This is a genomic window from Paenibacillus sp. FSL H8-0034, from assembly GCF_038000305.1.
Lineage (GTDB): Bacteria > Bacillota > Bacilli > Paenibacillales > NBRC-103111 > Paenibacillus_S.
This window is the reverse complement of sequence record NZ_JBBOBS010000001.1, coordinates 6,045,820-6,072,226: the sequence shown is the minus strand read 5'-3', so window position 1 is coordinate 6,072,226 and position 26,407 is coordinate 6,045,820. Positions and strand designations below refer to the sequence as shown.

26 protein-coding genes are annotated in these 26,407 nt (G+C 45.2%); 17 read left to right on the top strand and 9 right to left on the bottom strand.

What is annotated here, in order from left to right; translation table 11 throughout:
* Window positions 1–58 precede the first annotated feature (58 nt).
* The 6 genes from NST47_RS27395 to NST47_RS27370 all read right to left on the bottom strand — a co-directional run bounded on the left by NST47_RS27395 (window position 59) and on the right by NST47_RS27370 (window position 3,965).
* Window positions 59–181 carry an AgrD family cyclic lactone autoinducer peptide gene (locus NST47_RS27395; RefSeq protein ID WP_341157955.1) on the bottom strand — a complete coding sequence of 41 codons (123 nt, stop codon included), beginning with the start codon at window positions 179–181 and terminating at the stop codon, window positions 59–61.
* A 1-nt stretch (window position 182) separates the two neighbouring features.
* Entirely contained in the window at window positions 183–737 is a 555-nt protein-coding gene (locus NST47_RS27390) for an accessory gene regulator B family protein (RefSeq protein ID WP_341157954.1), read from the bottom strand.
* Window positions 734–1,273 carry a hypothetical protein gene (locus NST47_RS27385; RefSeq protein ID WP_341157953.1) on the bottom strand — a complete coding sequence of 180 codons (540 nt, stop codon included), beginning with the start codon at window positions 1,271–1,273 and terminating at the stop codon, window positions 734–736. Before NST47_RS27385 ends, NST47_RS27390 begins: the two co-directional genes overlap by 4 nt.
* Before the next feature lie 357 nt (window positions 1,274–1,630).
* Complete coding sequence (locus tag NST47_RS27380; RefSeq protein WP_341157952.1) at window positions 1,631–2,335, bottom strand: hypothetical protein; 705 nt, start codon at window positions 2,333–2,335, stop codon at window positions 1,631–1,633.
* Window positions 2,336–2,395: 60 nt separating this feature from the next.
* Window positions 2,396–3,055: a hypothetical protein gene (locus NST47_RS27375; protein WP_341157951.1), complete on the bottom strand. Its 660-nt coding sequence runs from the start codon at window positions 3,053–3,055 to the stop codon at window positions 2,396–2,398.
* Window positions 3,056–3,296: 241 nt separating this feature from the next.
* Window positions 3,297–3,965 (bottom strand): helix-turn-helix domain-containing protein, encoded by a 669-nt coding sequence (locus NST47_RS27370; protein WP_341157950.1) that lies wholly within the window; start codon window positions 3,963–3,965, stop codon window positions 3,297–3,299.
* 191 nt (window positions 3,966–4,156) lie between these two features.
* On the opposite strand from NST47_RS27370, the gene NST47_RS27365 reads away from it, so the two are divergent.
* Complete coding sequence (locus NST47_RS27365; protein WP_341157949.1) at window positions 4,157–4,594, top strand: hypothetical protein; 438 nt, start codon at window positions 4,157–4,159, stop codon at window positions 4,592–4,594.
* Window positions 4,595–4,630: 36 nt separating this feature from the next.
* Here NST47_RS27365 and NST47_RS27360 read toward each other — a convergent pair whose 3' ends face one another.
* Window positions 4,631–5,491 carry an AraC family transcriptional regulator gene (locus tag NST47_RS27360; protein WP_341157948.1) on the bottom strand — a complete coding sequence of 287 codons (861 nt, stop codon included), beginning with the start codon at window positions 5,489–5,491 and terminating at the stop codon, window positions 4,631–4,633.
* A gap of 76 nt (window positions 5,492–5,567) precedes the next feature.
* On the opposite strand from NST47_RS27360, the gene NST47_RS27355 reads away from it, so the two are divergent.
* The 7 genes from NST47_RS27355 to NST47_RS27325 all read left to right on the top strand — a co-directional run bounded on the left by NST47_RS27355 (window position 5,568) and on the right by NST47_RS27325 (window position 12,389).
* The gene (locus tag NST47_RS27355) at window positions 5,568–5,999 is read left to right on the top strand and encodes a disulfide oxidoreductase (protein WP_341157947.1); all 432 of its coding nucleotides are present in this window, start codon (window positions 5,568–5,570) and stop codon (window positions 5,997–5,999) included.
* Window positions 6,000–6,120: 121 nt separating this feature from the next.
* A complete protein-coding gene (locus tag NST47_RS27350) occupies window positions 6,121–7,419 on the top strand; it encodes an alpha-glucosidase/alpha-galactosidase (RefSeq protein WP_341157946.1) in 1,299 nt (432 codons plus the stop codon).
* Between the two features lie 770 nt (window positions 7,420–8,189).
* Entirely contained in the window at window positions 8,190–9,278 is a 1,089-nt protein-coding gene (locus tag NST47_RS27345) for a polysaccharide deacetylase family protein (RefSeq protein ID WP_341157945.1), read from the top strand.
* A 103-nt stretch (window positions 9,279–9,381) separates the two neighbouring features.
* Window positions 9,382–10,191, top strand: a complete 810-nt coding sequence (racE, locus tag NST47_RS27340; RefSeq protein WP_341157944.1) for a glutamate racemase — start codon at window positions 9,382–9,384, stop codon at window positions 10,189–10,191.
* A gap of 59 nt (window positions 10,192–10,250) precedes the next feature.
* Entirely contained in the window at window positions 10,251–11,132 is an 882-nt protein-coding gene (locus NST47_RS27335; protein WP_341157943.1) for a M14 family metallopeptidase, read from the top strand.
* A gap of 105 nt (window positions 11,133–11,237) precedes the next feature.
* A complete protein-coding gene (locus NST47_RS27330) occupies window positions 11,238–11,474 on the top strand; it encodes a hypothetical protein (RefSeq protein ID WP_076229102.1) in 237 nt (78 codons plus the stop codon).
* Window positions 11,475–11,549: 75 nt separating this feature from the next.
* A complete protein-coding gene (locus NST47_RS27325; RefSeq protein ID WP_341157942.1) occupies window positions 11,550–12,389 on the top strand; it encodes an MBL fold metallo-hydrolase in 840 nt (279 codons plus the stop codon).
* A gap of 59 nt (window positions 12,390–12,448) precedes the next feature.
* On the opposite strand, the gene ytvI is transcribed toward NST47_RS27325, so the two are convergent.
* Together ytvI and NST47_RS27315 are read right to left on the bottom strand one after the other, a co-directional pair.
* The gene (gene ytvI / locus NST47_RS27320) at window positions 12,449–13,528 is read right to left on the bottom strand and encodes a sporulation integral membrane protein YtvI (protein WP_341157941.1); all 1,080 of its coding nucleotides are present in this window, start codon (window positions 13,526–13,528) and stop codon (window positions 12,449–12,451) included.
* A 32-nt stretch (window positions 13,529–13,560) separates the two neighbouring features.
* The gene (locus NST47_RS27315) at window positions 13,561–13,932 is read right to left on the bottom strand and encodes a winged helix-turn-helix transcriptional regulator (RefSeq protein ID WP_240418947.1); all 372 of its coding nucleotides are present in this window, start codon (window positions 13,930–13,932) and stop codon (window positions 13,561–13,563) included.
* A 174-nt stretch (window positions 13,933–14,106) separates the two neighbouring features.
* Between NST47_RS27315 and NST47_RS27310 the strand changes: the two genes are divergently transcribed.
* From NST47_RS27310 to NST47_RS27270, 9 genes are all read left to right on the top strand, one after another.
* Window positions 14,107–14,979 carry an NAD-dependent epimerase/dehydratase family protein gene (locus NST47_RS27310; protein ID WP_341157940.1) on the top strand — a complete coding sequence of 291 codons (873 nt, stop codon included), beginning with the start codon at window positions 14,107–14,109 and terminating at the stop codon, window positions 14,977–14,979.
* A 144-nt stretch (window positions 14,980–15,123) separates the two neighbouring features.
* Window positions 15,124–16,050, top strand: coding sequence for an MsnO8 family LLM class oxidoreductase (locus NST47_RS27305; RefSeq protein WP_341159765.1), 927 nt, complete (start codon window positions 15,124–15,126; stop codon window positions 16,048–16,050).
* 132 nt (window positions 16,051–16,182) lie between these two features.
* A complete protein-coding gene (locus NST47_RS27300; protein WP_341157939.1) occupies window positions 16,183–18,000 on the top strand; it encodes a sensor histidine kinase in 1,818 nt (605 codons plus the stop codon).
* Window positions 17,993–19,579 (top strand): response regulator transcription factor, encoded by a 1,587-nt coding sequence (locus NST47_RS27295; protein ID WP_341157938.1) that lies wholly within the window; start codon window positions 17,993–17,995, stop codon window positions 19,577–19,579. The genes NST47_RS27300 and NST47_RS27295 overlap by 8 nt, the downstream gene beginning before the upstream one ends.
* A 219-nt stretch (window positions 19,580–19,798) precedes the next feature.
* Complete coding sequence (locus NST47_RS27290; protein ID WP_341157937.1) at window positions 19,799–20,866, top strand: ABC transporter substrate-binding protein; 1,068 nt, start codon at window positions 19,799–19,801, stop codon at window positions 20,864–20,866.
* A gap of 215 nt (window positions 20,867–21,081) precedes the next feature.
* Window positions 21,082–22,143: an extracellular solute-binding protein gene (locus tag NST47_RS27285; RefSeq protein WP_341157936.1), complete on the top strand. Its 1,062-nt coding sequence runs from the start codon at window positions 21,082–21,084 to the stop codon at window positions 22,141–22,143.
* 77 nt (window positions 22,144–22,220) lie between these two features.
* On the top strand, window positions 22,221–23,321 hold the full coding sequence (locus tag NST47_RS27280) for an ABC transporter ATP-binding protein (RefSeq protein WP_341157935.1): 1,101 nt from the start codon (window positions 22,221–22,223) through the stop codon (window positions 23,319–23,321).
* Window positions 23,308–24,975: an ABC transporter permease gene (locus NST47_RS27275; protein ID WP_262685789.1), complete on the top strand. Its 1,668-nt coding sequence runs from the start codon at window positions 23,308–23,310 to the stop codon at window positions 24,973–24,975. The genes NST47_RS27280 and NST47_RS27275 overlap by 14 nt, the downstream gene beginning before the upstream one ends.
* Window positions 24,976–25,113: 138 nt before the next feature.
* Window positions 25,114–26,364, top strand: coding sequence for an extracellular solute-binding protein (locus tag NST47_RS27270; protein ID WP_341157934.1), 1,251 nt, complete (start codon window positions 25,114–25,116; stop codon window positions 26,362–26,364).
* Window positions 26,365–26,407 lie beyond the last annotated feature (43 nt).

Below are 26,407 nucleotides of genomic sequence, written 5' to 3'. Positions count from 1 at the left end.
TTTGATAGCACAATAGGGGCCGCGGCAAAGCGCAGCCCCTACATGTTACAATAACACATTATTTTTTTAAAAGCTCTTGTGGAGTTTCTGGACGGTGACCGAGGACAGAATTTGTAGTTACAAAAATCGTTGCAAGAACCATTAGAGCACTGTTCGCAATAATAGCAAATTTGGTTTTCATACTATAGACACCTCCTTTCTAGTAAATCTCTAGCTTTATAAGCAATAGGTGTAGTTAAAAAGGCTTGTATAATAAAGGAAGCAGTTAAAACCGTGGAGTGAATAATAAAATTACTAGATACAAATAATACTGCAATAAGTTTTAATAAAGGATAATATTTACTATCAAGGCTGCTAAGACCTTGTATGTCATTAGGTACTGTAACGAGGAAAATAACGATTGAAGCTATATCTAGAACTACAAATATTGCTTTATAGTTAAAATCAATAAATGAAGTTAGTACAAATATAGTTGCTGTCATGATGCAACAAGCAAGTGAAGAAGACATATGCATGCCACCAGATACAAAACGAATAGCAATAAAAGATATAAAGGCGATCAGGAACTGATATAAATGGCCAGTAAAAGTACAAAATAAAAATGCTATCATTATGGCTGTAAGCGTATTGATCACAAGATTTAATGAATATTTCAGAACAGCTTCAGATCCTGCTTTATCATAATTCCTCCGAATGCTTTTGGCTATGGATTCAGCAGATCGATCGATGAAATTCATTGCTTGGACAACCTTTCTCTTCTGTTTTTCCATAGCTTTTTGTTATGTAAATAAGCAAGATAAACGGCAGTTAATAAAATTAAACCTAATATGATTGGAATTACTATGTGGATCGTAGAGAGTTTGACAAGTGCAACCTGCATAGTGAAGATGGCTATGATTAAAATAGCAGACAACCAAAAATTATAAGCTTTTAACGCATCATTACTTGTTGTGTGAAAACCAAGTTTATACCTCTGTATGGGGTACATGACTAAAAGTAAAATAGCTGCATTGACCAATTCGAATATACTGAATTGTATTATAGAGGCTTTGAGCATTTGTTCGGTAAAAACATCGTAATAAGAGCCCAGATAGATCACAAGTCCTTCAAATGTTGCAGTTGCAAGTAAACCGAGTACGCACACTAAAAATGAAAAAATAATGGGAAGTTGGAAGAGTATCGTAATCATAACAACGCCGGTTACAAGAACAGGTATTAATGAAAAGTCAGTTAATTCTAAGTAATCTCTAATATAGACCGAAATTGATGACATAACTACAGCGATTCCAACTACTTTATGCAGAGAATATCGAAAATAAATTCGAAACAGAGAAAGACAAAAAAGGAGCATTGCTGTGAACTCGATTACTGTGAAAACTGTTCTTGTGAGAAGTATCATAACGTGCTCCCTTTGCATTAGTGTCAAGTCAAATTAGCAAATTATAGTATATGGATATATTAATACACTATCGATTACATAACAAGTAGAATTTTGTCGAATAGAGCGTTTTCATACTACTATAAACCTTAAATCATCACTGAATACATACAATTTATTTAAAACGGTATGTAGAAGCGATCTTTTAAAAGTTGTATACTCATCTATTGATTTATTCAGCAGCAGGTGAATCTAATCAAGGAACTCTCTCTTATAACTATAATGAAGAACAACAGCAAGAATTGTAGACGTAGATGTAAAGATGAACAAAAACATGTCTTTCCACAAATAAATAGATAAACTGATCATGCTAAACGAAGCAAGAAAAATTAAAACACTCAAGTAAAGCTTATTTTGTATAATCATGGCATTTGAATGAATTTTACTGTTTCTAGCTGATATAAAAGTAAAGCCCCACCTACTACGTATAATCAAGTAGGTTGTCATGTAATTGATAAACGACACCCAAAACCCTTGCATGATATATTCATCTTGAAGAATATCCAAAAAATACTGGTAGTTGAATTGAGCTACAATCATATTGTAAGCAAACTCTGCAGCTATAGAGTAAACAAATACCAAACCGATCATCATAACGCTGTGGAAAAATTTGAAACGAAACACAACCATCAGGCAAAATAAAAAAGCTAACGGTTGAATGATTGTTAATAGGTAAGTTATTTCCGAAGACTGCAGCAAAGCGGCAACAGGCGTCATTATGCAGGTGCTGACAATAATAGGTATCACATACTGCTTTAATCGCATACGGAATAATGCGAGAGCCAGTACAAATAAGGAAGGCCAAACCAGAAAATAAATCAAATATTCCAGTATTTGTTGATTAGCAAACATAAAGTTTCCACCTCCTGTGGCGATAGTTTTCAGCTTGACAGCCATACCTGACTAGACAAGAAGCTTTCTTTTTAGCTGTAATCACGAAACGAATAAGTTCCCGGTCTAATCAAGCAACTCTCTTTTATAGCAATAATGCAAAACAATGGCGATCCAAAGTGAAGCAACAGAAAGCACTACCAAAAACAATTCGTTCCACAGAAAAATACATAAACCAATCATGCTAAAAGGAAAAATAAAAATCATAGCACTTACATACAGCTTTTTTTGAATGTTCAATGTTTCGGAACGGGCTTTAATGCTTCGGGGAGAAATAAATGTGAATCCCCATCTTGATTTCGTTAAAATGTAGATGGTTAAACAATTAATGAAGGTTACCCAAAAAGCTTGCATGATGTATTCATTTTGAGTAATAAGCAAAAACTGCTCGTAGTTAAATTGGGCTACCACAATATTATAGCTGTATTCTACGAATACATCATAAATAAATACTAAACCTATCATAATGATGCTATGAATAAATTTGAAGTGAAATACGACCATAAGGCAGAATAAAAAAACCAATGGTTGAATAATGGTTATCAAATAAATCAATTCTGAAGATTGCAATAAGGCGGCAGCTGGGGCCATGATACAGGTCGACACAATAATTGGTATCACATACTGCTTTAATCGCATACGGAATAATGCTAGGGCTAACATAAAAAAAGTAGGCCAGACCAGAAAATGGACAAGATATTCCAGAACTTGTTCAATAGCAAGCATATAGATCCCCCGACTGATTATTTTGGACCTCGTTGCTATTAATTCCATAGCTTCCCTACGATAAGCTACCCTGATCATGGCAAACCACTAATAATAACCGACACGGGCAAAATACAAAATCGTTTCAAGGCTGAAATTGATTGAATAAATTAGGAGGTAATACTGATATGTAATCCAGCGGTATGGAAGTTGTAATAATTTGCACCCAATAGGGCCGCAGCCAGTTCAATAATCATATTGCTTAGCCTTTGTTACGGGCTGGAGAGATTGATGCTTCTTTGCCGCTTGTTTTGCCAAATGAGAATTCAAGGCTTGACTGATTGTTGTTGGCTACATGACGTACAATAAGCTCGTGGTATTTGCGCTGGCGGGTAGCTGATATCGTGACACAAACCCCTTCACCGGAGGCATCAAAATATAAGAAGCCATTGCGTTCATCGTATTTGCGGATATTATGAAAATTTACATATAAATCAGAATCAATCTTTTTGAATCCATTATCTTCCAAGGTATCCAGGAAATCGCTGAAGTCTCTTAATGAATCAATGCTTTTCTTTAATCGGGCTTGCTGATCCGCATATATAATATCTCTCATACCAATTTCGATGTAATAGACTTGGCCCAGATCCACCTCAATATCAGGGGTAGCCGCGTCAGGCATCAGATCGTGCTCCTCAAGATGCCCGGCTTTAATCATCAGTTCCTTATAGGGGTAGCCGTATGCGTTGGACAGCTTTTGTAAGGTATCGGGGGAAGGCGTTATTTTTTCATTGGTGGAACGGTTTTTTTCTAATTCCAAATCACGTATATACGCATGCGATAATCCGCTTTTTTTGGCTGCCTCTCTTAAGGAGATGGAACCGCGCAGACTTTCAAGAAATTTGCCAAAATTAGGGATAGCTTGTCCCATTAAAATCACCTCTTAATCGTTATTGTAAGTGAGCCTGTATAGAAATGAAATAGGTTGATGCGAAAATGTTGGAAGTTATTTTTATTTTCTCACATACTGCCAGTAAATTAAAGTAAACCTTGACGTTATGTAGTATAAATACTACATTTATCACAGGGGGAGCCATACATGAATCGGGAGGGGGATACATATTGAAGGACAAAAGCATGAAGCGTTGGAGCACCTATGAACCCTTTTTTATTGAGTTTAACGGATACAAAATTGCTGATATTGTCGTTACCAGCCACGCCCTGTCCCGATGGTCGGAAAGAATTGACAGCGATCAAGGCAATTTCGAGCACATATGCACCTTTTTATGGGAGGTATTGAAAAACAATCGGATGCAGCCCTATTACGAAAATGAAAAAGAAGTATATTTGATCGATGATGATTTGGCCGTGGTATCCGAATTTATGGTGCTCAAGGATGAAACGGATATCACGGGCAAACCTTTGCATAAAATGATTATTGTTACCTTTTTGGGACGTTTGTCGGAAGATATTCAGCTTCGCGATTTGAAAGCGTATTATTCCTGGCTGCGGCATTCACGGCGAATGACACTAGTGAAGCATGGCAGGAAGCGTAAATGAACGTACAGGGTTGTATGATCTCAAAATGCCGATCGGTTACTCATTGCAATCATAAGGGTTGGTGGTTTGGTCCTGCCGGTATTCAGACGGTGAGCGGCCAAACCACTTTTTAAATTGCTTGGAAAAGTACAGTGCATCTCCGAAGCCGACAGATGAAGCGACCTGCTCCACAGTCAATGTATCCTGCAGCAGCAGTCGTGCACGCTCCATCCGTATTTTCAGCAGGAAATTCATGGGTGACATTCCGGTGTGCTGCTTGAACATTTTTGATAAGTAAGTGCGGTGATACCCAAGGCTTTGTGCCATTTGTTCGATGGATATCGGCTGATTGTGCTGGAGGGTCAGCCAACGGATCGCCTGTTCAATTTGCTGCTGAATCCCTGATGCCTCTTCCTTCGGAACATTAGTCTCATGATGGGATTGAGCATATTCGGCAAGGATCAGCCGCAGATAGCCTTGGGACTGCAAATCACTATTGGGAAGCCGCGCCTGCAGCTTGTGATCCAGTTGATAAAATAAAGCATTGAGCTTTCGGTGCTGCTTGGTCACATTCACGGGTCGGTGCTGTGAAAGACCCAGCATGTGCAAATATTCATCAGCCCGATTGCCCTTGAAGCCTACCCAACGATAGCTCCACGGGTTCATTTCATCCGACTCATAGCTGACCAATTCCCCGGGAAATATAAAAAAGCTGCCCCCACGCTCCAGATGATAGTCCTGCCCCATACAGCGAAAGGTTCCTTCACCCGATACCACATAATGCACCAAGTAGTAGTCAAGCACCTGTGGACCTACCTTGTGCAGCGGATTCGTCTGGGCATGACCGCTAAACAGTACAGATAATTCCCCTTTGCTGGGATGCGGATTAAATGAGACGTGATGATGATATGAACTCATGTGGAACACCTCGATTGATTTTGATATGATGAAGTGTACATACCTATATTAGAAGGAAAACAAGGAGCGCTGAACCATGGGTTGGAATCGGTTTATTAAAGAAAATGGACTACATATGTCTTGGATTGTTGCCGTAATGGCTATGTTTGGAAGTTTGTATTTTTCAGAGATTCTGAACTATCTACCTTGCAAGCTGTGCTGGTATCAACGAATATTGATGTACCCATTGGCGATTATACTTGGGATTGCTGCTGTTCGCAAGGATACGAAGCAGTTTATCTATGTACTTCCTTTAAGTATATGGGGAATGGGGATTTCACTGTATCATATCCTGATGCAAAAGACTTCCTGGTTCAAGGAAGCAGCGACTACGTGTGGGCCTGTTCCGTGTGATGTTGACTATATTAACTGGCTTGGTTTTATTACAATTCCTGTGCTGGCTTTTATGGCTTTTACATTAATTACAATTATTCAACTTGCTCTATGGTCAGCAGTTCGTAAAGGGTAACGACAAACGTACTACATTTATCCATGTGAAAATGGTTTGTCTCCATATGCATTCCCGGTTTCTTGACGTATAGTTCTAGTTAAGGTTATGAACTTATTCAATGAACTGGGAGGCTGTTACGATGTCCAAGATTACATTTTTAGGTGCAGGTAGTACCGTGTTTGCCAAAAACGTGTTGGGTGACTGTATGATGACACCTGCTTTGCAAGGCTTCGAATTGTCTTTATTCGATATTGATGCCGAGCGTCTGAAGGATTCCGAGAACATGCTCAATAATTTGAAGCAATCGATCGGAAGCACATGCAATGTGAAAGCGTATTCGGATCGCAAGGAGGCGCTGCGCGGAGCCAAATATGTAGTTAATGCCATCCAGGTTGGCGGCTACGATCCTTGCACAATTACAGATTTTGAAATTCCCAAGAAATATGGCCTGCGTCAGACGATAGCAGATACGCTGGGAATAGGCGGGATTTTCCGTAATCTGCGGACACTGCCCGTGATGCTGGATTTTGCCAAGGACATTCAGGAGGTTTGCCCGGATGCCTGGTTCTTGAACTATACGAACCCGATGGCTGTTCTGACGAACGGGATGAATACGTATGGCGGTGTCAAAACGGTAGGTTTGTGTCACAGTGTTCAGGCGTGCATGCCGCATTTGTTCAAGACGCTTGAGATCGATACGGAAGGCGTACAAACCAAAATCGCGGGAATCAACCATATGGCTTGGCTTCTGGAAGTGACCAAGGACGGTAAGGATCTGTATCCGGAAATTAAACGCCGTGCCAAAGAAAAACAAAAAGAACAGCATACGGATATGGTGCGTTACGAGCTGATGTTCCGTTTTGGCTATTATGTAACTGAATCCTCCGAGCATAATGCCGAGTACCATCCATATTTTATTAAGAAAAATTATCCGGAGCTGATCGAACGCTTCAATATTCCACTCGATGAGTATCCACGTCGTTGTATCCGTCAAATCGAAAAATGGAAAACGATGCGTGAAGAGCTCGTTAACAACAAAAATTTGGAGCATAATCGTTCCAAGGAATACGCTTCCTTCATGCTGGAGGCTATGGAAACCAACAATCCGTTCAAAATTGGCGGTAATGTGATGAACACAGGCTTAATCACGAATTTACCTCGTGAGGCTTGCGTTGAGGTGCCTTGTCTGGTCGATTCAAGTGGGGTAACTCCGACTTACGTAGGCGATCTGCCTCCACAACTGGCTGCCTTGAACCGCACGAACATCAACACCCAATTATTGACTCTGGAAGCGGCGATTACTGGTAAAAAAGAACATATTTATCATGCGGCGATGCTGGACCCGCATACGGCTGCCGAGCTGTCGATGGATGATATCGTAGCGATGTGTGACGATCTGATTGAAGCGCACGGTAATTGGCTGCCGAAATTCGTGTGAAGAGATGAAGTGCGGTGAAAATGGGGCGCTGCAGGGCCGTGCTCAAAAAGGCAGTTCGCTCCAGAGAAAGGGGATGCCTCCGGTCGCTGTTGAAATCGTGAATTTTGAATTTTAGGGTTACGGTATATTCACGATTTCAAAGGCGAACGCTACGCTCCTACAGCATACCCCTTTCCCTTCCGCTATCCTTTTTGAACACTACGGCCGCTCTGCTGTTATTCACCGCACTTGGGGTAGGAAGAGAAAAGATTAACAACGAAAAGGACCTTCCGAGAGAAATCGGAAGGTCCTTTTGGCACATTAAAGGGCACGGCAAAGTGCAGAAGACTACTTGCTATCGCAGAAAAATGAAAGCAGCTATCACAACTATAACGAGGCAGACGATCAAAATAATCAGCTTGCTTTTTTGAGGCTTGGTCGTGCTGTCCTTGACTAAAGCATTTCCTTCAGTACGACTGGCGAACGTTCCGCAATACTTGCAAGGAAGGTGTTCCTCAACGATCTTCTCATTACATTTTGAACAATATAGCGCCTCCATTTGCATCACTCGCAATCTGATGGGATTTTGTCAAAATGACATTAGTCCTCTATATGTATGGAGCCGCATTTGATTTAATAAATACTAAGAACGGAACAATGGAACGGGGACATATACCGAATTTCGATGGAACGTGTGCCTTTAAGCTGTTTTTTACAACAATTTCTTTATGCCTTACTCTTGGAATGTTATGATAAATGAAAGCGAATAACCTACGAATGGAGCGAACCTCATGATGAAGAAACGAAGCCGCGCAGGCGCTGCAGCTTTAACGGTAATCCTGTGCGGAACCTTGCTTGCAGCTTGCACAGGGACAAGCGGTTCGAAGGAGTCGGCGCAGCAGCAAGCCGAAACTGGCAAGCCAACACCTTCCGGGGCTGATGCGATTAAAGATACGAAGCCTACACCTGCCCCGGAGCCGGTACAAGCACCCGTGGAGCCGTCACCTATACAGCCACCAGTGGAATCGCCAGCTGCTCCAGTTGAAGCACCTGCGCAGCCGCCGCTCAAGCAGCCGAGTAATCCTGCAGCCGCCATTGTAGGCAATGGGGGAGACAGCGGATACGGAGCCTCTGGCAGCAGCACCGTAGCTGCGAATACATATAAACCGCGTCAGCCCATCACAAATGATCGTAAGGATTATTCATGGTACTATATGAAGCAGCCGAAGGGGAAGGTCCCGAATTTTCCTAATGAAATCAATCAGTACACGTATAACATGAAGGCTTTATGGGTTGGAACCGGTAAGAAAGTATACTTAACGATTGATACAGGCGGTCCGATGGGCGATACAGAGCTCTTGATCAAGTCGCTGAAGGATAATAATGCCAAAGCCAACTTTTTTATTGCCGGATATAACGTCAAAAAAGATCCTGATTTCGTCCGTAGATTGGTCGAGGATGGACATCTCGTTGCCAATCATACGATGACGCATACGGACATGAATTTACAGACGGACGAGCAGGTCAAGAAGGAAATCCACGATTATGAAAAGCTGTATAAAGAAGTGACGGGCCAAGAGATCCAGCCGTACTTCCGTTTTCCTTACGGTCGCTATAACATGCATTTGTTAAGCATGGTGTCGGATATGGGCTATACCTCGGTATTCTGGTCCACGGCAATGAAAGACTGGGTACCGCGTGCTAATGGAGCAGATGATCCATATAATGATATTATGGGAAATCTCCATGATGGCAATATTGTATTGATTCATCAAGGCTCCCCTGAAAATATTGAAGCGTTGGATCGGATTATTAAAGGGATACGCAAAGCTGGCTACGAGCTTGCCTTATTGACCGATATTCAGCCTCCAGGTAGATAATAGGAGCGGACAGGGTCATCCTGGCGGTACGTTTTGGCTTCCTGCAACATACTTTATTTAGAGGTATGCGGTATATATTCATATACAAAGGAAGCGAATATTCGTGCAGCAAGCGATAGCCATACTGGATTCCGGAGTGGGTGGGCTTACCGTAGCCAGAGAAGTGATGCGTCAGCTCCCCAAAGAGCGAATCTGCTATTTTGGCGATACCGCACGCACACCTTATGGACCCAGATCTTCAGCGGAAGTTATTCAGTTTACACATCAGATTGTCGATTATCTTATGCACTTTAATCCGAAAATGGTCGTAATCGCATGCAATACAGCGACAGCCGTAGCATTGGACGAAATCCGTTCCCGCCTATCGATTCCCGTAGTGGGCGTTATTCATCCCGGTGCCCGTGCTGCAATCAAAAACACGAAAAGCGGTAAGATCGGCGTTATTGGAACTGAAGGCACGATTAAAAGTAAAGCCTATGAGCTGGCTCTGCGCCAAATATCACCGCATATTCAGGTGTCGAGCCAAGCCTGTCCCTTGTTTGTGCCTTTAGTGGAAAAGGGCTTGTTCGAGGCCGAGCAGACGGCAGCTGTAGTTAAAAGCTCTTTGCAGGAGCTAAGTACGGTACCGATGGATTGTCTGATTCTGGGCTGTACGCACTACCCCTTTTTGATTAAACCGATTTCGGAAGCGATGGGACCACAGGTAGCACTTATTAGCTCCGCAGATGAAACGGCGAGGGAGATCAGCGCGATTTTGTACCACAAAGGGATGCTGGCGACGACGGAGGAAATGCCAGTACATCAATTTTTTTGCAGTGGAGATCCATGGATGTTCAAAAAAATAGCACAAATTTGGTTGAATGATCAAATTGGAGTCATGCCCGTCATTTGGCGATCTCCAACAATTTTATGAGACAGCGATTCGGGAGCCATAAGCTTTCGGATCGTTTCTTAATGAGAGGGTGCATATGGATGAACGAATATGGTAAAGGTCTTGATTATGCCGGGATGGTTATGGACATTCTACAGCTGAAACAGCACTATCCTTTTCTCGAGGTCGGATCGATCGGCCGCAGTGTCGAAGACAGGGACATTCCGGTACTAAGAATCGGCAGCGGTACCAGACACATACATTTTAATGGGGCCTTTCATGCGAATGAATGGATTACGACATCGCTGCTCATTCGGTTTATTCGTGAATATGCAGAAGCTTATGCGCGTGGTAATTCGGTGCAGGGAGTGGATGCCAAGCAAATGTTTGAGCAAACCTCATTATGGGTCGTGCCGATGGTGAATCCGGATGGGGTAGAGCTTGTCTTAACCAAGCCGGAGGATCAGCAGCGACACGAATTGTTGGAATGGAACGGCGGGTCTACCGATTTCTCAGGCTGGAAGGCCAATATTCACGGCGTTGATCTGAATGATCAGTTTCCAGCTAACTGGGAATTGGAGCGGGCGCGTCGCCAAGTAGCCAATCCGTCCTCCCGGGACTATAGTGGGAGCTCTCCCTTATCCGAGCCGGAAGCGATAGCTATCGAGGCATTTACAAGAGAACGGGACTTTGCGATGGTGATAGCCTTTCATACGCAAGGCGAGGAAATTTACTGGAATTACAATGATTATGAGCCTGTTGAATCGGAAGCTATCGCTGAGCGTTTTGCCGAGGTAAGCGGTTATCGGGCAGTGAAGCTGACGGGTAGTGACGCCGGATATAAGGATTGGTTCATTCAGGAATTTCGCAGGCCAGGCTTCACGGTAGAAACGGGCCTCGGAATCAACCCACTGCCTTACTCGCAATTGGACGATATGTACGGGAAAGCTTCAAAAATTATGGTAGAGGCACTCAAACTGTAATTCCTGCAACCCCGATTCGGCTGCTGCGTATATGAAGTATACAGGCTGGCAAGCCTACGGTAGTTGAAGCCAGCAGCCTGGATCATATCAAAGGGGGACCATACCATGTGGAGACGTTTGCTTTCATTTCGAAATTGGGGTCATGTATTCCAACGAATCATACCACTCCTATTTTCCAGTAAAGTACCGCTGAGAGAAAAGCTGCTCTTTGTCATACCCGCTGTCGTATACTGGGTTGCCCCTGATTTGCTTCCTTTCCTGCCGGTTGATGATATCGCAGTTTCCTTGCTGCTGATGAATTTTTTCACGGATCGCGTTGAACGCAAGTACGCTGTGAAGTAGCTTGTAGTATAATGGAATAAGCTCATGCAGGCGTTATCGCCTTAGTGATTCACAGCCAATAGGAGGATTCAAGCTATGAATGAGAAAATCGTCATCCGCAAAACAGGCAAACAATTATTAGAGCAAATGGATGCAACTGTGGTTCCACAGGATGGTATCGGAATATGGCAGTTAGGACAGGAAAGCCTGGTTGTCAAACAATCAGGACTAATCATCTACTTTGATCCTTATCTGTCAGCTTCACCCGCGCGATCCTTTGCACCTCCAATCCAGCCGGAGGAGATTTACAACGCGGACTATGTCATCATCACTCATCATCATTCGGATCATCTGGATCCGTTAACCTTAAAAGATCTTGCGGTCCGCTCCCCGCAGGCGATGTTTATTTGTCCGGCGCCTCATATCGAGCGAATTGTGGACGCGGGTATTGGCCGTGAACGGATTATACCGGCACAGGCGGGCATCAAGTTCGAGCTGGCTTCCGGCATCACCGTTACCCCTGTTGCTTGCAAGCACGAGCAGTACATAACCGACGCTGATGGCAACCATTTCTTTTTGGGGTATGTGATTGATTTTAATGGACTTGTATTTTATCATGCAGGGGATGCAATTGCGGATCAGGAGCTGGAGGATGCGCTGAAGCCGCATCAGATCGAAATCGCTTGTATGCCCATCAACGGTCATGACTGGCGGCGTCTGCGCAATCATATTTACGGTAATATGACGTTTCGTGAAGCCGCAGATATGGCAGCTGAAATCGGAGCGGAGATGATCATTCCGATGCACTATGATATGTTCGCCAGCAACACGGAAAACCCGGCTTATTTTGTCGATTACCTGCTGCGTTATTACCCAATGTTAAAATTCAAGATGCTGACCCCGGGTGAGCGGATGCTGTATTTGACAGAGCGGTAAAGAATTGGATATACGAAGAGCCCGGCGATTTATGCTCACTGGGCTCTTTATTTATTGTTTTATTCACCTTCAGGCCAGCGAATCCAGCGCTGTAGGTATCCCTGCGCGTACAATGCTTTGATGGTGATGATGAGGATCGGAGAAAGTATCAGGCCGGATATGCCAAACAAGGAGAGAGAAATGATCATGAAGGACAGCATCGTAAAGGCAGATACGCCAAGCGAGTCTCCTGTGATTTTGGGCTCCATAATTTGTCTGACCATGATGACGACACCGAGTATAATGCATAACCAGATCGCAAGCGTCGTCTGTCCGACAATGAACAAATAAATGATCCACGGGATGAACAGGGTAGACACGCCGAGCAGCGGCAGCACATCAAAAACGGCTGACAGCAGAGCAATCGAAAAGGCATTGTCCACTCCGAGCAGCAGCAGCGAAATAAAAATAACGATAAACGTTAAGCCGATGAGCTTGCTCTGAGCTTTCAGGTAGCCGACGATTCCGAGCAGTACGTTTTCACGCAAAAAGGTAAACGCGGCTTTGAATGTTTTCGGTGTTTTATCACGGGCCATTCTTTTCCAGGTTTCAATCTCTATGCTTAAAAAGTAAGCCAATATAATCGCAATCACGAAATTGACGACAAAGGTGGAAAAGCTGGTCAGCATCGAGAATGTACTGGTGAGTAATTGTCCCGCCAGCTGAGAAGCTTTATCTGCAATCTCTGTCGAGTACTGGGTTATTTTATGTATCACATCATCCGGCAGTGCGTCCATCCTGTTGCGCAGAAATTCTGTTTTCAGGATCAGCTGCTTTTGCATAATCGCTGAATATTCGGGCAAGCTGGCTTTAAGGCTCAGAATTTGACTCGTAAAAATGACTCCGACACCGGCGATGACACCGAGAATGACGAGAATAAACAATCCCGTTGAAATGGCGGAGGCAATACTTTTGCTTAAACCACGTCTATGTAAAAAGCGAGCCAAAGGCTCAATAATCAGGTAAATGATAAAGGCGAGAAAAATCGGTGCCGCAATCTGATACAAATAACTGAACAGCAGCATGAACAAATAAATGGTTATGAGCAGCAAAGCAATATCAAAAACGGTTTTCCAATATTTTTGGTAAAACGCTATCATCCGGTCACCTCGTCATACAGGGGAATAGGGGATTAAGTCCATTTGGCGGACCAAAGCTTCATTTCTTTCAAAATCTGGTGGAGATCATGGCCCTTTGGTGTCAAGGTGTATTCGACAGTGACAGGTACAGTCGGATAAGCGGTTCTTTCCAATACGCCTTGCTCCTCCAGATGACGCAAGGTTTCGGTGAGCGATTTGGGGCTGACGCCGTTGATTTTCTTTTGTAGTACACCAAAACGTTTCGTTCCGCCGAATAATTCACGCAGCACAAGAAAAGACCATTTTCCGCCAATAGCATCCAGCGTTCTTTCAATGGAGCAGTCGATGTACACAGGTTGTTTGGGGATATAATTGCTTCCAGCTTCTGTGAGTTTATTATTGGTTTCATTTTCTAAGAGAGACATATGTACCATCCTTCCTGTTATTAAGGGATTACCTCAAGGTTACTAGGTATATTTCCTGTAATAATATGAATAAAAATTCACTACTTCCCATTTTAAAGAACTATGGATAAAATAGCAATAGCAGCCAGGTTCCTATGGAACCGAATCTGTAAACTATCAAAGGAGTGTCATATTGTGAGCAAAAAAAAGATTATTATTACCGGAGGCAGCGGCAAGGCTGGTGTTTGGCTGGTAAAGCATTTTATAGAGCAGGGCTATGAGGTTATCAATCTGGACTGGAAGCTTCCCGAAGAGCCTTTGTGCCGTACGATAATTATAGATTTGAATGATTTGGGTCAGGTTCATAATGCTCTGGCACCATTCAGTGGCACGAACCGCAGCCAAGTCGAAGGTATTGTCCATTTTGCAGCTATTCCACAGGCTTATACGCATACAAATGATGTTTGTTTCCGCAATAACGTCATGAATACATATAATGTGCTGGAAGCAGCAGCGAACCTGGGCATTCAAAAGGTTGTACTTGCCTCAAGCGAGTCTTCTTACGGTATGGTATTTGCCAGTGAATATTTTGCACCACAGTATTTGCCTGTCGATGAAGCGCATCCACAGCTTCCTGAGGACAGCTACGGCTTGTCCAAAGTTGTGAATGAGGTAACAGCCGAAGCTTTCCATCGCCGTACAGGGATGCAGGTCATTTCGTTTCGTTTGGGCAATATTCTTATTCCTGAAAGCTATGCGACGATTCAGGCCAAATTCGCCGATACGGAAGGCAGAAAACGGATTTTGTGGTCATATATTGATGCCCGTGATGTCGCCAGTGCTTGTCGCCTTGCGATAGAAAAAGACGGACTTGGCGTGCAAGCGCTTATCCTGGCTGCTGACGATACTTCTTCGGATCGGGATACACAGGAGCTGGTAGCTGCACATTTGTCAGAGGTTACGGATATTCGTGTTCCATTGGAGGGGCGTGTAAGCTTGCTGTCCAATGCTAAAATCAAGCAGGTGCTCGGCTGGGAGCAGCAGATTTATTTTATGGATCAATTGTAAAAGGAACTGCTGATGTATCTTCATTGGAGCAGAAATCGGGTCCATATGCAAATTAAAAGGTGAACACAATCAGATGAAGGGTCTTCCCAATAGGGGTGGCCCTTTTGCTGATCTGACTTCGTTACGAAAGGAGAAGTGGGTGACATCAAGCTGAGTGTGTTGGATCTTGTTCCTGTAATTGGGGAGGTCAGTGCGCCCTTTGCTCTACAGCAAGCGCTGCAGCTGGCTCAAACCGCTGAACGCTTGGGCTACCATCGCTATTGGGTTGCTGAGCATCACGATATGGTCGGCTTGGCCTGTACATCCCCCGAGGTGCTGCTTGCGCATATTGGCGCGTTGACGAAGCGAATTCGGCTTGGTTCCGGTGCGCTATTGCTGCCGCATTACAAGCCGATTAAGGTGGCAGAGAGCTTTCATCTGCTGGCAGCCTTGTATCCCGAACGGATCGATCTGGGGATTGGACGGGCACCGGGGGGTTCTGCACATGTGACTATGGCTCTAAGCGGTAATTTCTTGGACAATCTTAGACAGCTGCCTGACTCGCTGCAAGCTTTAATGGAGCTGCTGACCCATACCTATCGGCAAGACGGTGAACCTGTATTGGCACGACCAATTCCAACAGAAGCTCCTGAGGTGTGGATGCTCGGTACGAACCATAAGAGTGCCGCTTACGCAGCACAATATGGTACGGGATATGTATTCGGGCAGTTTATGAGCGACAATGATGGGGTCGAGATGCTCTCGGTCTATCGTCAGCAATATGTGCCTTCCGCTCTTTCTTCGAAACCACGTGCAATTGTTGCCATAGGCGTAGTCTGTGCAGAGACCGAAGAACAGGCCGGACAGCTCGCCCTTCAGGCGGTCAAAGCGTTCAACCAGGCCGGGCAGAGTGCGGAAGTGAGTGCTGCATCCAAGCGCAAGCTGCTGGTCGGAACGCCTCAGCAGATCAAAATCGAGCTGGACCAGCTTGGACAAGTATACGGTGTGGACGAGTTTCTGGTCGTTACCCCTATACCTGACTATCAACATCGGCTGCGTTCTTTTGAGCTGCTTGCCGAAGCTGTGCTATAGATGAACAATCATTTTATAAATTGACGCTGTCAGACTCTCCGCATTACAATAGTTACAATTCATGCTCGGTCAGCTGTTAACCGCAACCTGCATCGGGCATGATGTGTAATAAGAAGCGAGAGAGGGTGCGAAATGGCGCAAGTGCTGAACCGGATACAGAACTACCTGCTCGGAACAAGTCTCCAACAGAAGCTGATTCTGCTGATACTTCCGCTTTCCATAATCCCGTTATCCATTCTGGGAACCTTCTCTTACTATAAATCCTCGCAGGTCGTTCAAAAGCAAGTGTGCCAGACGATTTTGGAAAGCTTATCCCAAGTTAATTACAGCCTCAACTATTTTGTCAAGGATATCGAGCAGCTTACGATGTACATTTACAGCAACCGCGAAATTCAGGATGTGCTCTCCAAAGACGGTGAGCGCTCGTTGGTAGAAAAGCATCAGGATGAGAAACGGATCAACGATATTCTGGACACGTTCCTGGGCTTTAAAAGCTGGAATATTGCGATATATTTGCTTGGCTCCAATGGAGACCGCTATTTTACCGGCAAGCTATTGCCGAACCAATATGATGATTACAATGTAAATTGGGGATTGTTTCGCAAGATGCGGCTGGCGGGCGGCAATATCATTTGGGACACGCACTATAGTATGAAAAAGCTCGAGGATTTCGGTATTGTACTGAGCAGCGGCAGACTGCTAAAAAAGATCGAGACGAGCCAGCCGCTTGGTTACATGGTCGTCGATATTATGGAGGACGCCCTAGCGGACAAATACAATAAGGCTCAACTCCAGCCCGGTGGACAAATGCTGCTGCTGGATCGCAACGGCTATGTGATCTCCAGCAGCCCATCCAAGCATATCGTCGGGACGAAGCTGAACGAGCCTTATTTGGAAAATGTGCTTGCCGGAAACAAAGGTTTTTTTGAGCTGGACAGCAAGAATGCTCCTGCAACCATGGTCATTTATGATACCTCGGAAATTACCGGATTTAAGATGGTTAGTGTTGTTCCTGTAGCTGTTCTGACCAAGGAGAGCAGCAGCATCCGTAATCTGACGTATTTTATAGTCATTATGCTTGGTATTGTCTCATGCTGGCTCGCTTATGTGCTATCTGTCACCATTACCCATCCGCTCCGGAAGCTGAGATCCCTGATGTATCTGGTGGAGAATGGCAATATGGAGGTCTCCTTTCGGTCCAGGTACAGAGATGAAGTCGGACAGCTCGGCATCAGCTTTAACAAAATGGTGCAGCGGATCAAACAGCTGATCGATGAGGTGTATACCAAGCAGCTCATGGTACAGGAGGCTGAAATCAAGGCGATTCAGGCTCAGTTTAACCCGCATTTTTTGTATAATGCACTGGATTCGATTAATTGGATGGCCCGTATTCACAAGATCAACGATATTAGTCAGACCGTGGTTTCACTTGGCGAGCTGCTGCGGTTCAGTATACGCAAGGGACAGCCCTTTATTCAGGTACAAGAGGATATGCAGCAGATTCGTAATTATTTGGTCATTCAAAAAATGCGCTACGGCGAAAAGCTGGAAGCGGAATTAATTATCGATCCAGACATTGAAGCGCTCTATACCCTGAAGCTGCTCATTCAGCCGCTGGTGGAGAATGCGATTACCCATGGTCTTGAGCTTAGGCCGGGCAAGGGACATCTGCGGATTCATGGTTCACGTGTGGGAGAGCATGTTCGCCTTGAAGTGAGCGACGATGGAGTAGGTATACCACCCGAAACCGTGGAGCTGCTTCTACACGGCAAGTTCGAATCCAATGATGAGCATAATACGGGAATCGGACTGCATAATCTGAAGCGACGGCTGGAGCTTTATTTCCATTCCAACTATCGTTTTGACATCGAAAGTAAGGCATTGCAGGGGACCAAGGTCATTATTGAAATTCCTGTAATGCGCACAGCAGGGGAGGATCGTCATGTATAAAGTGGTCATTGTTGAGGATGAATGGCTTGTTCTGCAAGGATTGAAGCTGACGATTCCGTGGGAGGACATGCATTGCACGATCATTGGTGAGGCAAGTGACGGGGTGACGGGTCTGGAGGTTATACAACAGGAGCAGCCCGATATATTATTAACGGACATTCGGATGCCAGCAATGGACGGGATTCAATTAGCCGAAAAAGCAGCCCAGCTGTGGCCAAAAATGAAAATCGTGTTTCTTACGGGATTTGATGATTTTACTTATGCCCAAAAAGCAGTAAAGCTGGGGGCCGCTGACTTCGTGCTTAAACCAACCAATGCAGATGAACTGATTCGTGTCATCGGACGCATCACCTCCAAGCTGGATGAGGAGAAGCAGCGGCAATCGCTGCAGGAACGTATGGAGCTGCGCTACAGCTGGGAGCATCCGCTGATTTTGGAGAAAATGCTCTATGATTTGCTGCTGGATTATGCCGGAACGATGGAGAAGGAGTGGCTGTTGGAGTACGGGGGATCCTCATCGGAGGAATTTTCCTCCTACCGGGTATTGCTGCTGCAGCTTGATGGCTTGCATACGAGCGGGGCAGCTGGAGAACAGCTGAAGCAGGGGATTAAAGAGCAAATAGCCGTGCTGTCGACATTGCCTGCAGTGAGAATACACGAAAACCGCTATGCCTTAGTCGTTAACCGAATTACAGACCGTACTCCGCTTACCGAAATGCTGGATCAGTTGTCTCCACTCCTGCCCTTTATTGCAGAAAGCCATGTACTGGGCGCAAGCGAGCCCTGTATCGATATCGATCAGCTTCCGACTGCTTATCAACAGGCGATGAGCGCCTTGTATCAAACGGTATTTGTCGGTCAGAAGCGCATGATCTGGTTTGAGGATATGGATCGGCAGCAGGAACCTCTTCGTGCCAATTATACGAGACTGGAGGAATTGATCGATCTGGTCAAATGGGGAAATCCTGCATCCATCAAGGAAATGACAGAGCTCTGGTACAGCCAGCTTATTCATCGTCATACGGATGGCTTGGAAGCCAGAAGGCGTTTTTTTGAATATACGGTGACACTGTATTCGCTGCTGCTGCGAGATTCAGAGCTTCGTGGCATCGTACTGGACAGCAGCTTTTCGCTGGCTTCGGCTGAGCGGGTGGAGGAGACGCTGGAATTGTCACTGAAACGGCTGAATACTTCATTATTCGAATGGAACCGCAAATATACCGAGCAGTCGGACACGCATAAGAAAAGCGGATTCGAGGAAATTGAAGCTTTCATTCAAGCACATTATGCCGAAGATATTACCCTTCAGAGCATCGCAGAACGCCATCATATGAGTGAAAGCTATTTTAGCCGATTGTTTAAAAAACAGGTGGGTACCAGCTTTCTGGAATATATAACGCAGATTCGGATGCGGCATGCGAAGGAGCTGTTAACGAATCCGAGATTGAAAATATACGAGGTTTCCGTTCAGGTAGGCTATCAGGATTCACGTTACTTCAGTCAAATTTTTCGTAAATATACCGGAGAAACACCGACAGAGTTCCGCAAGCGGCTCGGGATTGAGAGTTTACCGTTGTAATAACCGCCTATATAGGCTATGTCCGGCCCTTGGGCCGGTTTTTTGTGTTTTTTTGTGTTTTATAAGGGGAACGCTAGACGGAAAGAGTGGATGTACGGCGAATGAAGTGGTCAAAAATTTCAACAATTGAGCAATTTCATCACATTGAAAGCACTTTCATCAGTGGATATAGTAGTACTAGAAGTAAAACGCTTTCAAACTAATAGGGGGTCATACACAATGAGAAAAATGGTAACCAGTATTTTGGCATCACTGCTTTTGGTCGGTTCATTAGCGGGCTGTGGCACAACGGAAACACCGAAGGCCAAACCGGCTGAGGGAGCAGCGCCTCAACCTGCCGCACAGCAGCCGACTGCCAAAACAGGCGGTAAGCTGACGCTGTATTCACCCAATGCAGCAGAGGTTAACAACCCGATCGTAAAGGAATTTCAGGACCGTACGGGGATTGAAGTGCAGCTGATTGCTGGAGGCACGGGAGATTTGCTGAAACGCGTTCAGGCAGAAGCGGCTAATCCACTCGGGGATGTATTCTGGGCAGGCGGTGCAGATTCGCTGGAAGCCTACAAGAAATATTTTGAACCGTACAAAACAAAGGAATTCGATAATTTATCTCCGCAATATGTGGATAAAACGAATGTGTGGACACCGTTTGCAGCCTTGCCGATGATCATTATGTACAACAAGGAACTGGTGAAAGCGGGCGAGGATCCGAAGGGCTGGACGGATCTGACAGATCCGAAATGGAAGGGCAAAATTGCATTTGCCGATCCGGCCAAATCCGGCTCCTCCTACACACAGCTTATTACGATGCTTACAGCAAACGGGAAAGACAATGGTTGGGGCTTTATTAAGAAATTTGTGACCAACCTGGATGGAAAAGTGTTGTCCGGCTCCGGTCTTGTGTACAAGGGTGTAGCGGACAAGGAGTTTGCACTCGGCGTGACTCTGGAAGAAGCGGCGCTGCGGTATGTTGAAGGTGGAGCCAAGGTCGGAATCATTTATCCGGTTGAAGGCACCTCGTCAGTACCTGATGGCGCAGCGGTGATCAAAGGCGCCAAAAATATGGAGCAAGCCAAGCAATTTATCGACTTTCTGGTAGGCAAGGATGTACAGGCGCTGATTCAAAAAGAATTTAAACGCCGTTCTGTCCGTAAAGATGCAGAAGCTGTGAAGGGAATTGCTGAGGCAAAAGATATCAAGCTCGTCGATTACGATTTTGACTGGGCGGCAACCAAGAAAGACGACAATATTAAACGTTTTGGTAAAATTGTTACTGGACAGGAATAACAGTCATTATAATTAACATGTATATAACATTTAATGAAACTTTATTCTAAAAAACTAACGATTCATAACCGTTAAAGGTCGAAACGTCTATATTTATGGACGTTTCGACAATAATTTAAACAATTTAGAAATTTCATCTCATTTAAAGTTAGTATATCTAACATTATAGTATGAAGTAGAAATCAAATCTGCTTTTACTAACTGGAGGATACACAATGAGAAAAATGTTTACAAGTGTTCTTGCCTCACTGTTGCTTGTAGGAACTTTGGCGGGCTGTGGAACGTCGGAAACCCCGAAATCGAAGGAGGGAGCTGCGCCTCAGCCTGCGTCTCCATCGACAGCTTCCAAGGCGGGCGGCAAGCTGAATCTGTATTCTCCTAATGGAGCCGAGGTGAACAACCCGATTCTAAAAGAGTTTCAGGATCGTACGGGCATTGAGGTACAGCTGATTTCAGGAGGTACAGGAGACTTGCTGAAGCGTGTGCAGGCTGAAGCAGCTAATCCGCTTGGTGATGTATTCTGGGCTGGAGGTGCTGATTCCTTGGAGGCCTACAATAAATACTTCGAGCCTTACCAAACAAAGGAGTTCGACAATCTCGCTCCGCAATATTTGAATAAAAGCAATGTCTGGACACCGTTTGCGGCCTTGCCGATGATTTTTATGTATAACAAAGAGCTGGTGAAGGTCGGGGAAGAGCCGAAGAGCTGGAACGATCTGCTGGATCCGAAGTGGAAAGGCAAAATTGCTTACGCGGATCCGGCCAAATCCGGCTCCTCCTATACACAGCTGGTCACGATGCTGACAGTGAACGGCAAAGATAACGGATGGGATTACGTTAAAAAGTTTGTTAAAAACCTCGATGGCAAAGTATTGTCCGGCTCGGCTTTAGTATATAAAGGTGTGGCGGATAAGGAATTTCCAATCGGTGTTACGCTGGAGGATGCAGCTCTCCGTTATGTCGAGGGTGGTGCACAGGTAGGCATTATGTACCCTACGGATGGAACCTCGGCTGTTCCTGATGCCGCCGCAGTAATCAAAGGTGCCAAAAACATGGAGCAAGCGAAGCAGTTTATTGATTTTCTGGTAGGCAAGGATGTACAGTCGTTGATCCAAAAGGAATTCAAGCGCCGATCCGTCCGTAAGGATGCTGAAGTGGTGAAGGGCATTGCTGAGGCAAAAGATATCAAGCTCGTCGATTATGATTTTGACTGGGCGGCAACCAAGAAAGACGACAACATTAAACGTTTTGGTAAAATTGTTACTGGACAGGAATAAGACATTTTAAAACCATCAACGGTGCCTTGCTTGAACGATGGAGGCACCTTTCTTTTAGATAATGGAGGGTTATAGCTATGCAAAAAATTGTATTCGATCATGTGACCAAATATTTTGGCGATTCCAAGGCAGTCAATGACGCTCATCTGACCATCCAGGAAGGGGAATTTTTTACCCTGCTTGGTCCGAGTGGATGCGGGAAAACGACCCTGCTGCGCACGATAGCCGGTTTTTATCGTCAGGAAGAAGGGGATATTTACTTCGGGGAGCGCAAAATCAATGATATTCCTACGCATGAGCGAAACATTGGGATGGTATTTCAAAATTACGCGATTTTCCCGCATATGACGGTTTTTGAGAACGTCGCCTATGGGCTGAAAGCACGTAAAGTGAACAAGAAAGAAACGGAACAGCGTGTCATGGAAGCATTGGAGATGGTACAGCTTCAGCATTTGCGTGATCGTGTTCCTTCCGATATGAGCGGCGGTCAGCAGCAGCGGATTGCATTGGCTCGGGCCATTGTCATTCGTCCTGGTTTACTGCTGATGGATGAGCCGTTGTCCAACCTGGATGCCAAACTACGAATCAAGATGAGATCAGATATACGCATGCTGCAAAAGGAATTGAATATCACGACGATTTACGTCACCCATGATCAGGAGGAGGCATTGGCCGTATCCGATCGAATTGCAGTTATGAGTGAAGGGAAAATACAGCAAATCGCTCCTCCGGAAGATATATACGCTTATCCCGCGAATCAGTTCGTAGCCAATTTCATCGGCACCTCCAATTTTATCGAAGCTCATTGTCATGGAGGGATGGATAGCTCAGGGCTCGCAAAGATCGATTTACTCGGTGCCTCGTATCAGCTGCCGCTTGCCAAATCGTATGAAGGCAAGGTCGTGATGTCGCTGCGTCCGGAGCGCATCCGCTTGGAAACAGAAGGTCATGGACTACCTCTCATTCCGGGAACGATAGAGAATGTCACGTATTTGGGGGAAAAGGTAAGCTATCTTGTCCGTCTTCAGAACGGGCCTGTGATCGACGTGCAGGAGCATGCGGTAGAGCCTCATCAATTACGTAAGGTGAAGCAAGCCGTACAGGTGAATCTGCAGCTGGAAAAATCCACGATGTTCGACAAAGGCGGCAAGGAGGTAGTTTATCGTGCAACCTACTAAGAAGGGCCGACTATTTTCTTTTAAAAAATGGGACTTCTGGTCCTGGGTCACCTTGATTGTCTATGTATTCCTGTTTGCCTTTATTGTGTATCCCTTATTTACCTTGCTGTTCAACAGCTTTTATAACGATGAGGGAAGCCTCACGCTGGACAATTATGCGAACTTCGTGAAGCTGAAATACTTTTACGGCGCGCTATGGAACAGCTTGAAGGTATCCGCCTTTGCCACCTTGTTTTCCATTCTGCTCGGTGTTCCACTTGCCTATGTAACGGCACGCTATAATGTGAAATGTAAAGGACTTATTCAAATTCTGGTCATTATGTCCTTGCTTTCCCCTCCCTTTATTGGTGCGTATTCCTGGATTCTGATGCTCGGAAACAACGGTTTTTTGACCCGTTTTCTGCATGACCTTGGCATTCCATTCTCTTCAGTCTACGGTTGGAAGGGAATTGTCTTCGTCTTTACCCTTCAGTTCTATCCGCATATCTATTTGTATGTCTCGGGTGCGCTCAAAACGATCGATACTTCACTGGAGGAGGCTGCGGAAAGTCTGGGACGCTCCAGCTTTCATCGGCTTCGCACGGTTACACTGCCGCTGATTTTTCCAACGTTATCGGCTGGAGCTCTGATGGTCTTCATGGCATCCTTTGCCGACTTCGGTACACCTATGCTGCTGGGGCAAGGCTTTAAAGTATTGCCAATTCTGGCCTACGAGCAATTTATTAGTGAAATGGGCGGCAATCCGGCTATGGCCAGTACGCTCAGCGTTATCCTGATCATATGCTCGACAAGTATTTTATTCCTGCAGCGCTTCTTTGTCGCCCGTAAAAATTACACCATGACGGGGATGCGCACACCGAAGATCCAGACGTTAAGGCCGCTTGCCAAATGGCTGTTAACTGCGGGAGCTTTGCTGGTGGCTTGTGTATCGATTATTCCGCAAGCGACGGTTATTGTCACTTCCTTTATTAAAACGAAGGGCCCTGTATTTCATCCAGGCTTCAGCTTGAACAGCTACAAGGAAATATTGTTCCGTGTGCCCAAGGCTATCTTGAATACGTACAGCTTTTCATTGATCTCGATAGTGATCATGGTTGTGATGGGGATGCTGATTGCTTACGTGCTCGTCCGTAGAAAATCGAAGCTGACCGCGATGCTGGACGGGTTGATCATGATTCCCTATGTTATGCCGGGTACGGTGCTCGGGATCAGTATGATCATTGCGTTCAATAAACCGCCGGTCGTACTGACAGGCACGTGGGTTATTCTTGTCATTGCTTATGTGGTGCGCAAGCTGCCCTATACCATTCGTTCGAGCACAGCGATTTTATATCAATTGGATCGCAGTGTGGAGGAGGCTTCTATCAGTCTGGGAGTACCACCGATGAAAACCTTTTTCAAAACAACAGGGCGCCTGATGGGTCCCGGTGTGCTGTCCGGTGCGATTCTAAGCTGGATTACGACCATTAATGAGTTAAGCTCCACCATTGTCCTCTACTACGGCTCCACAGCGACGATCTCGGTTACGATATACAGTGAAGTATTTACGGCCAACTACGGTACGGGCGCAGCACTTGCTTCGATTTTGTCGATTACCACGCTGATCTCTTTGATAGTTGCCAACAAGCTGAGTAAAAAGGGACTGCAGCTGTAACCATTTAAGGAGGATGCTTGATAAGTCCCTCTCTTAATCTCGGTCGGCTGCCGCGTCACCCTGCTATATAGGAAAAGCCTTGCTGCAATGTTAGTATAGGAATAGTGATATGGCGACGCAGACCTGTCAGGAGGATATATGGGCTTAAAGCAATGGACATTATGGGGCATAGCCGCTCTGTTAATATTTACGGTTGGGGCTTTTTATAGCATGAATATGAATCAAGCCAGCGGAGTGAACAGCGAGTCTGATCGTACTACAGCGATCTCAATCTGGCTGTACAGCGAAGGCTGGGAAACGTATGTAAATGAATTCAAACAGCTTCATCCTAATATAGATGTAGATGTACGCAACTTTCGTTCAAGCGAGCAGTTATTTACGGAGCTGACAGCTTCTATTTCTGCCAACGCGGCACCACAATTAGCCGAGCTGCACAGCTATTATGGCCTGTCTCTGCTCGTGGACACCAAAGCGGTTATTCCCGTCGAACACGCCCTGATAGAGGGTGGGAACCAACTGCATCCAACATTCACGGCTCCCTTTCATTACGAAGGGAACGACTGGGCTGTTCCATTCGGCGGCGGATTACCGTTGATTTATTACCGTCAGGAGCTGTTAAAGCATCCGCAGGAAAAGACCTTTACCAGCTGGGATCAGATCGTTCAAGCGGCCCAACAACCGTTATCCGAAGGCTCCGAGCTCGGTGGCAATGGACACTGGGGTCTGGCTATTGATAATGAGCTGCCCTGGTTTGTCGATAATCTTTCCTTTATATCTGACTCTGCTGGTGCAAAGGATTTCTCTGTTAAAAGCAGCCGTGTATATGCAGCATTGTCTGCATGGAGTGACTGGATTCATCGCTCAGGGATTATGAAGCCGCTTGTTCACCGTAGGGCTGCCAGTGATTTCATTAATGGAAAAATCGGCGTATTCCTCAGCTCCTCCGAAATGCTGCCTACTGTGGAAAGATATATAGGAGGCAAGTTTCAATTTGATGCAGGACGTATACCGACCCTCGCACAGCAGGGGATCGTTCCCGAAATTCATGGCATGGTTCTTATGCAAGCAGCTCCGGCCAAGGTGCAGGCTGCCCAAAGCTTTATAGCTTATTTGCTTCTTGAGCAGACACAAGCATCATTATGGCGCAGCAAAGGTCTCATTCCGTCACGATCGGATGTGCTGGTTAAGCTGCAGGAAGAGGATGTATGGAGTCAACGGCAAAAAATGATTCTGGATTCGGCCCGTATGCTGGCAGTGAAACCGCCTTCAGCAGATGATTATGAACGATGGGTAAGCATGACAACCCTTGTTGAACAATTGGAGCAAAATAAGGACGTTAATCTGAATAAGAAAATAGAGGAGATTTATGGAAGCCATAACGGAAAATAAAGCAGGATATGTGCCGTATATAGATGCAGATGAGTTGAGAAGG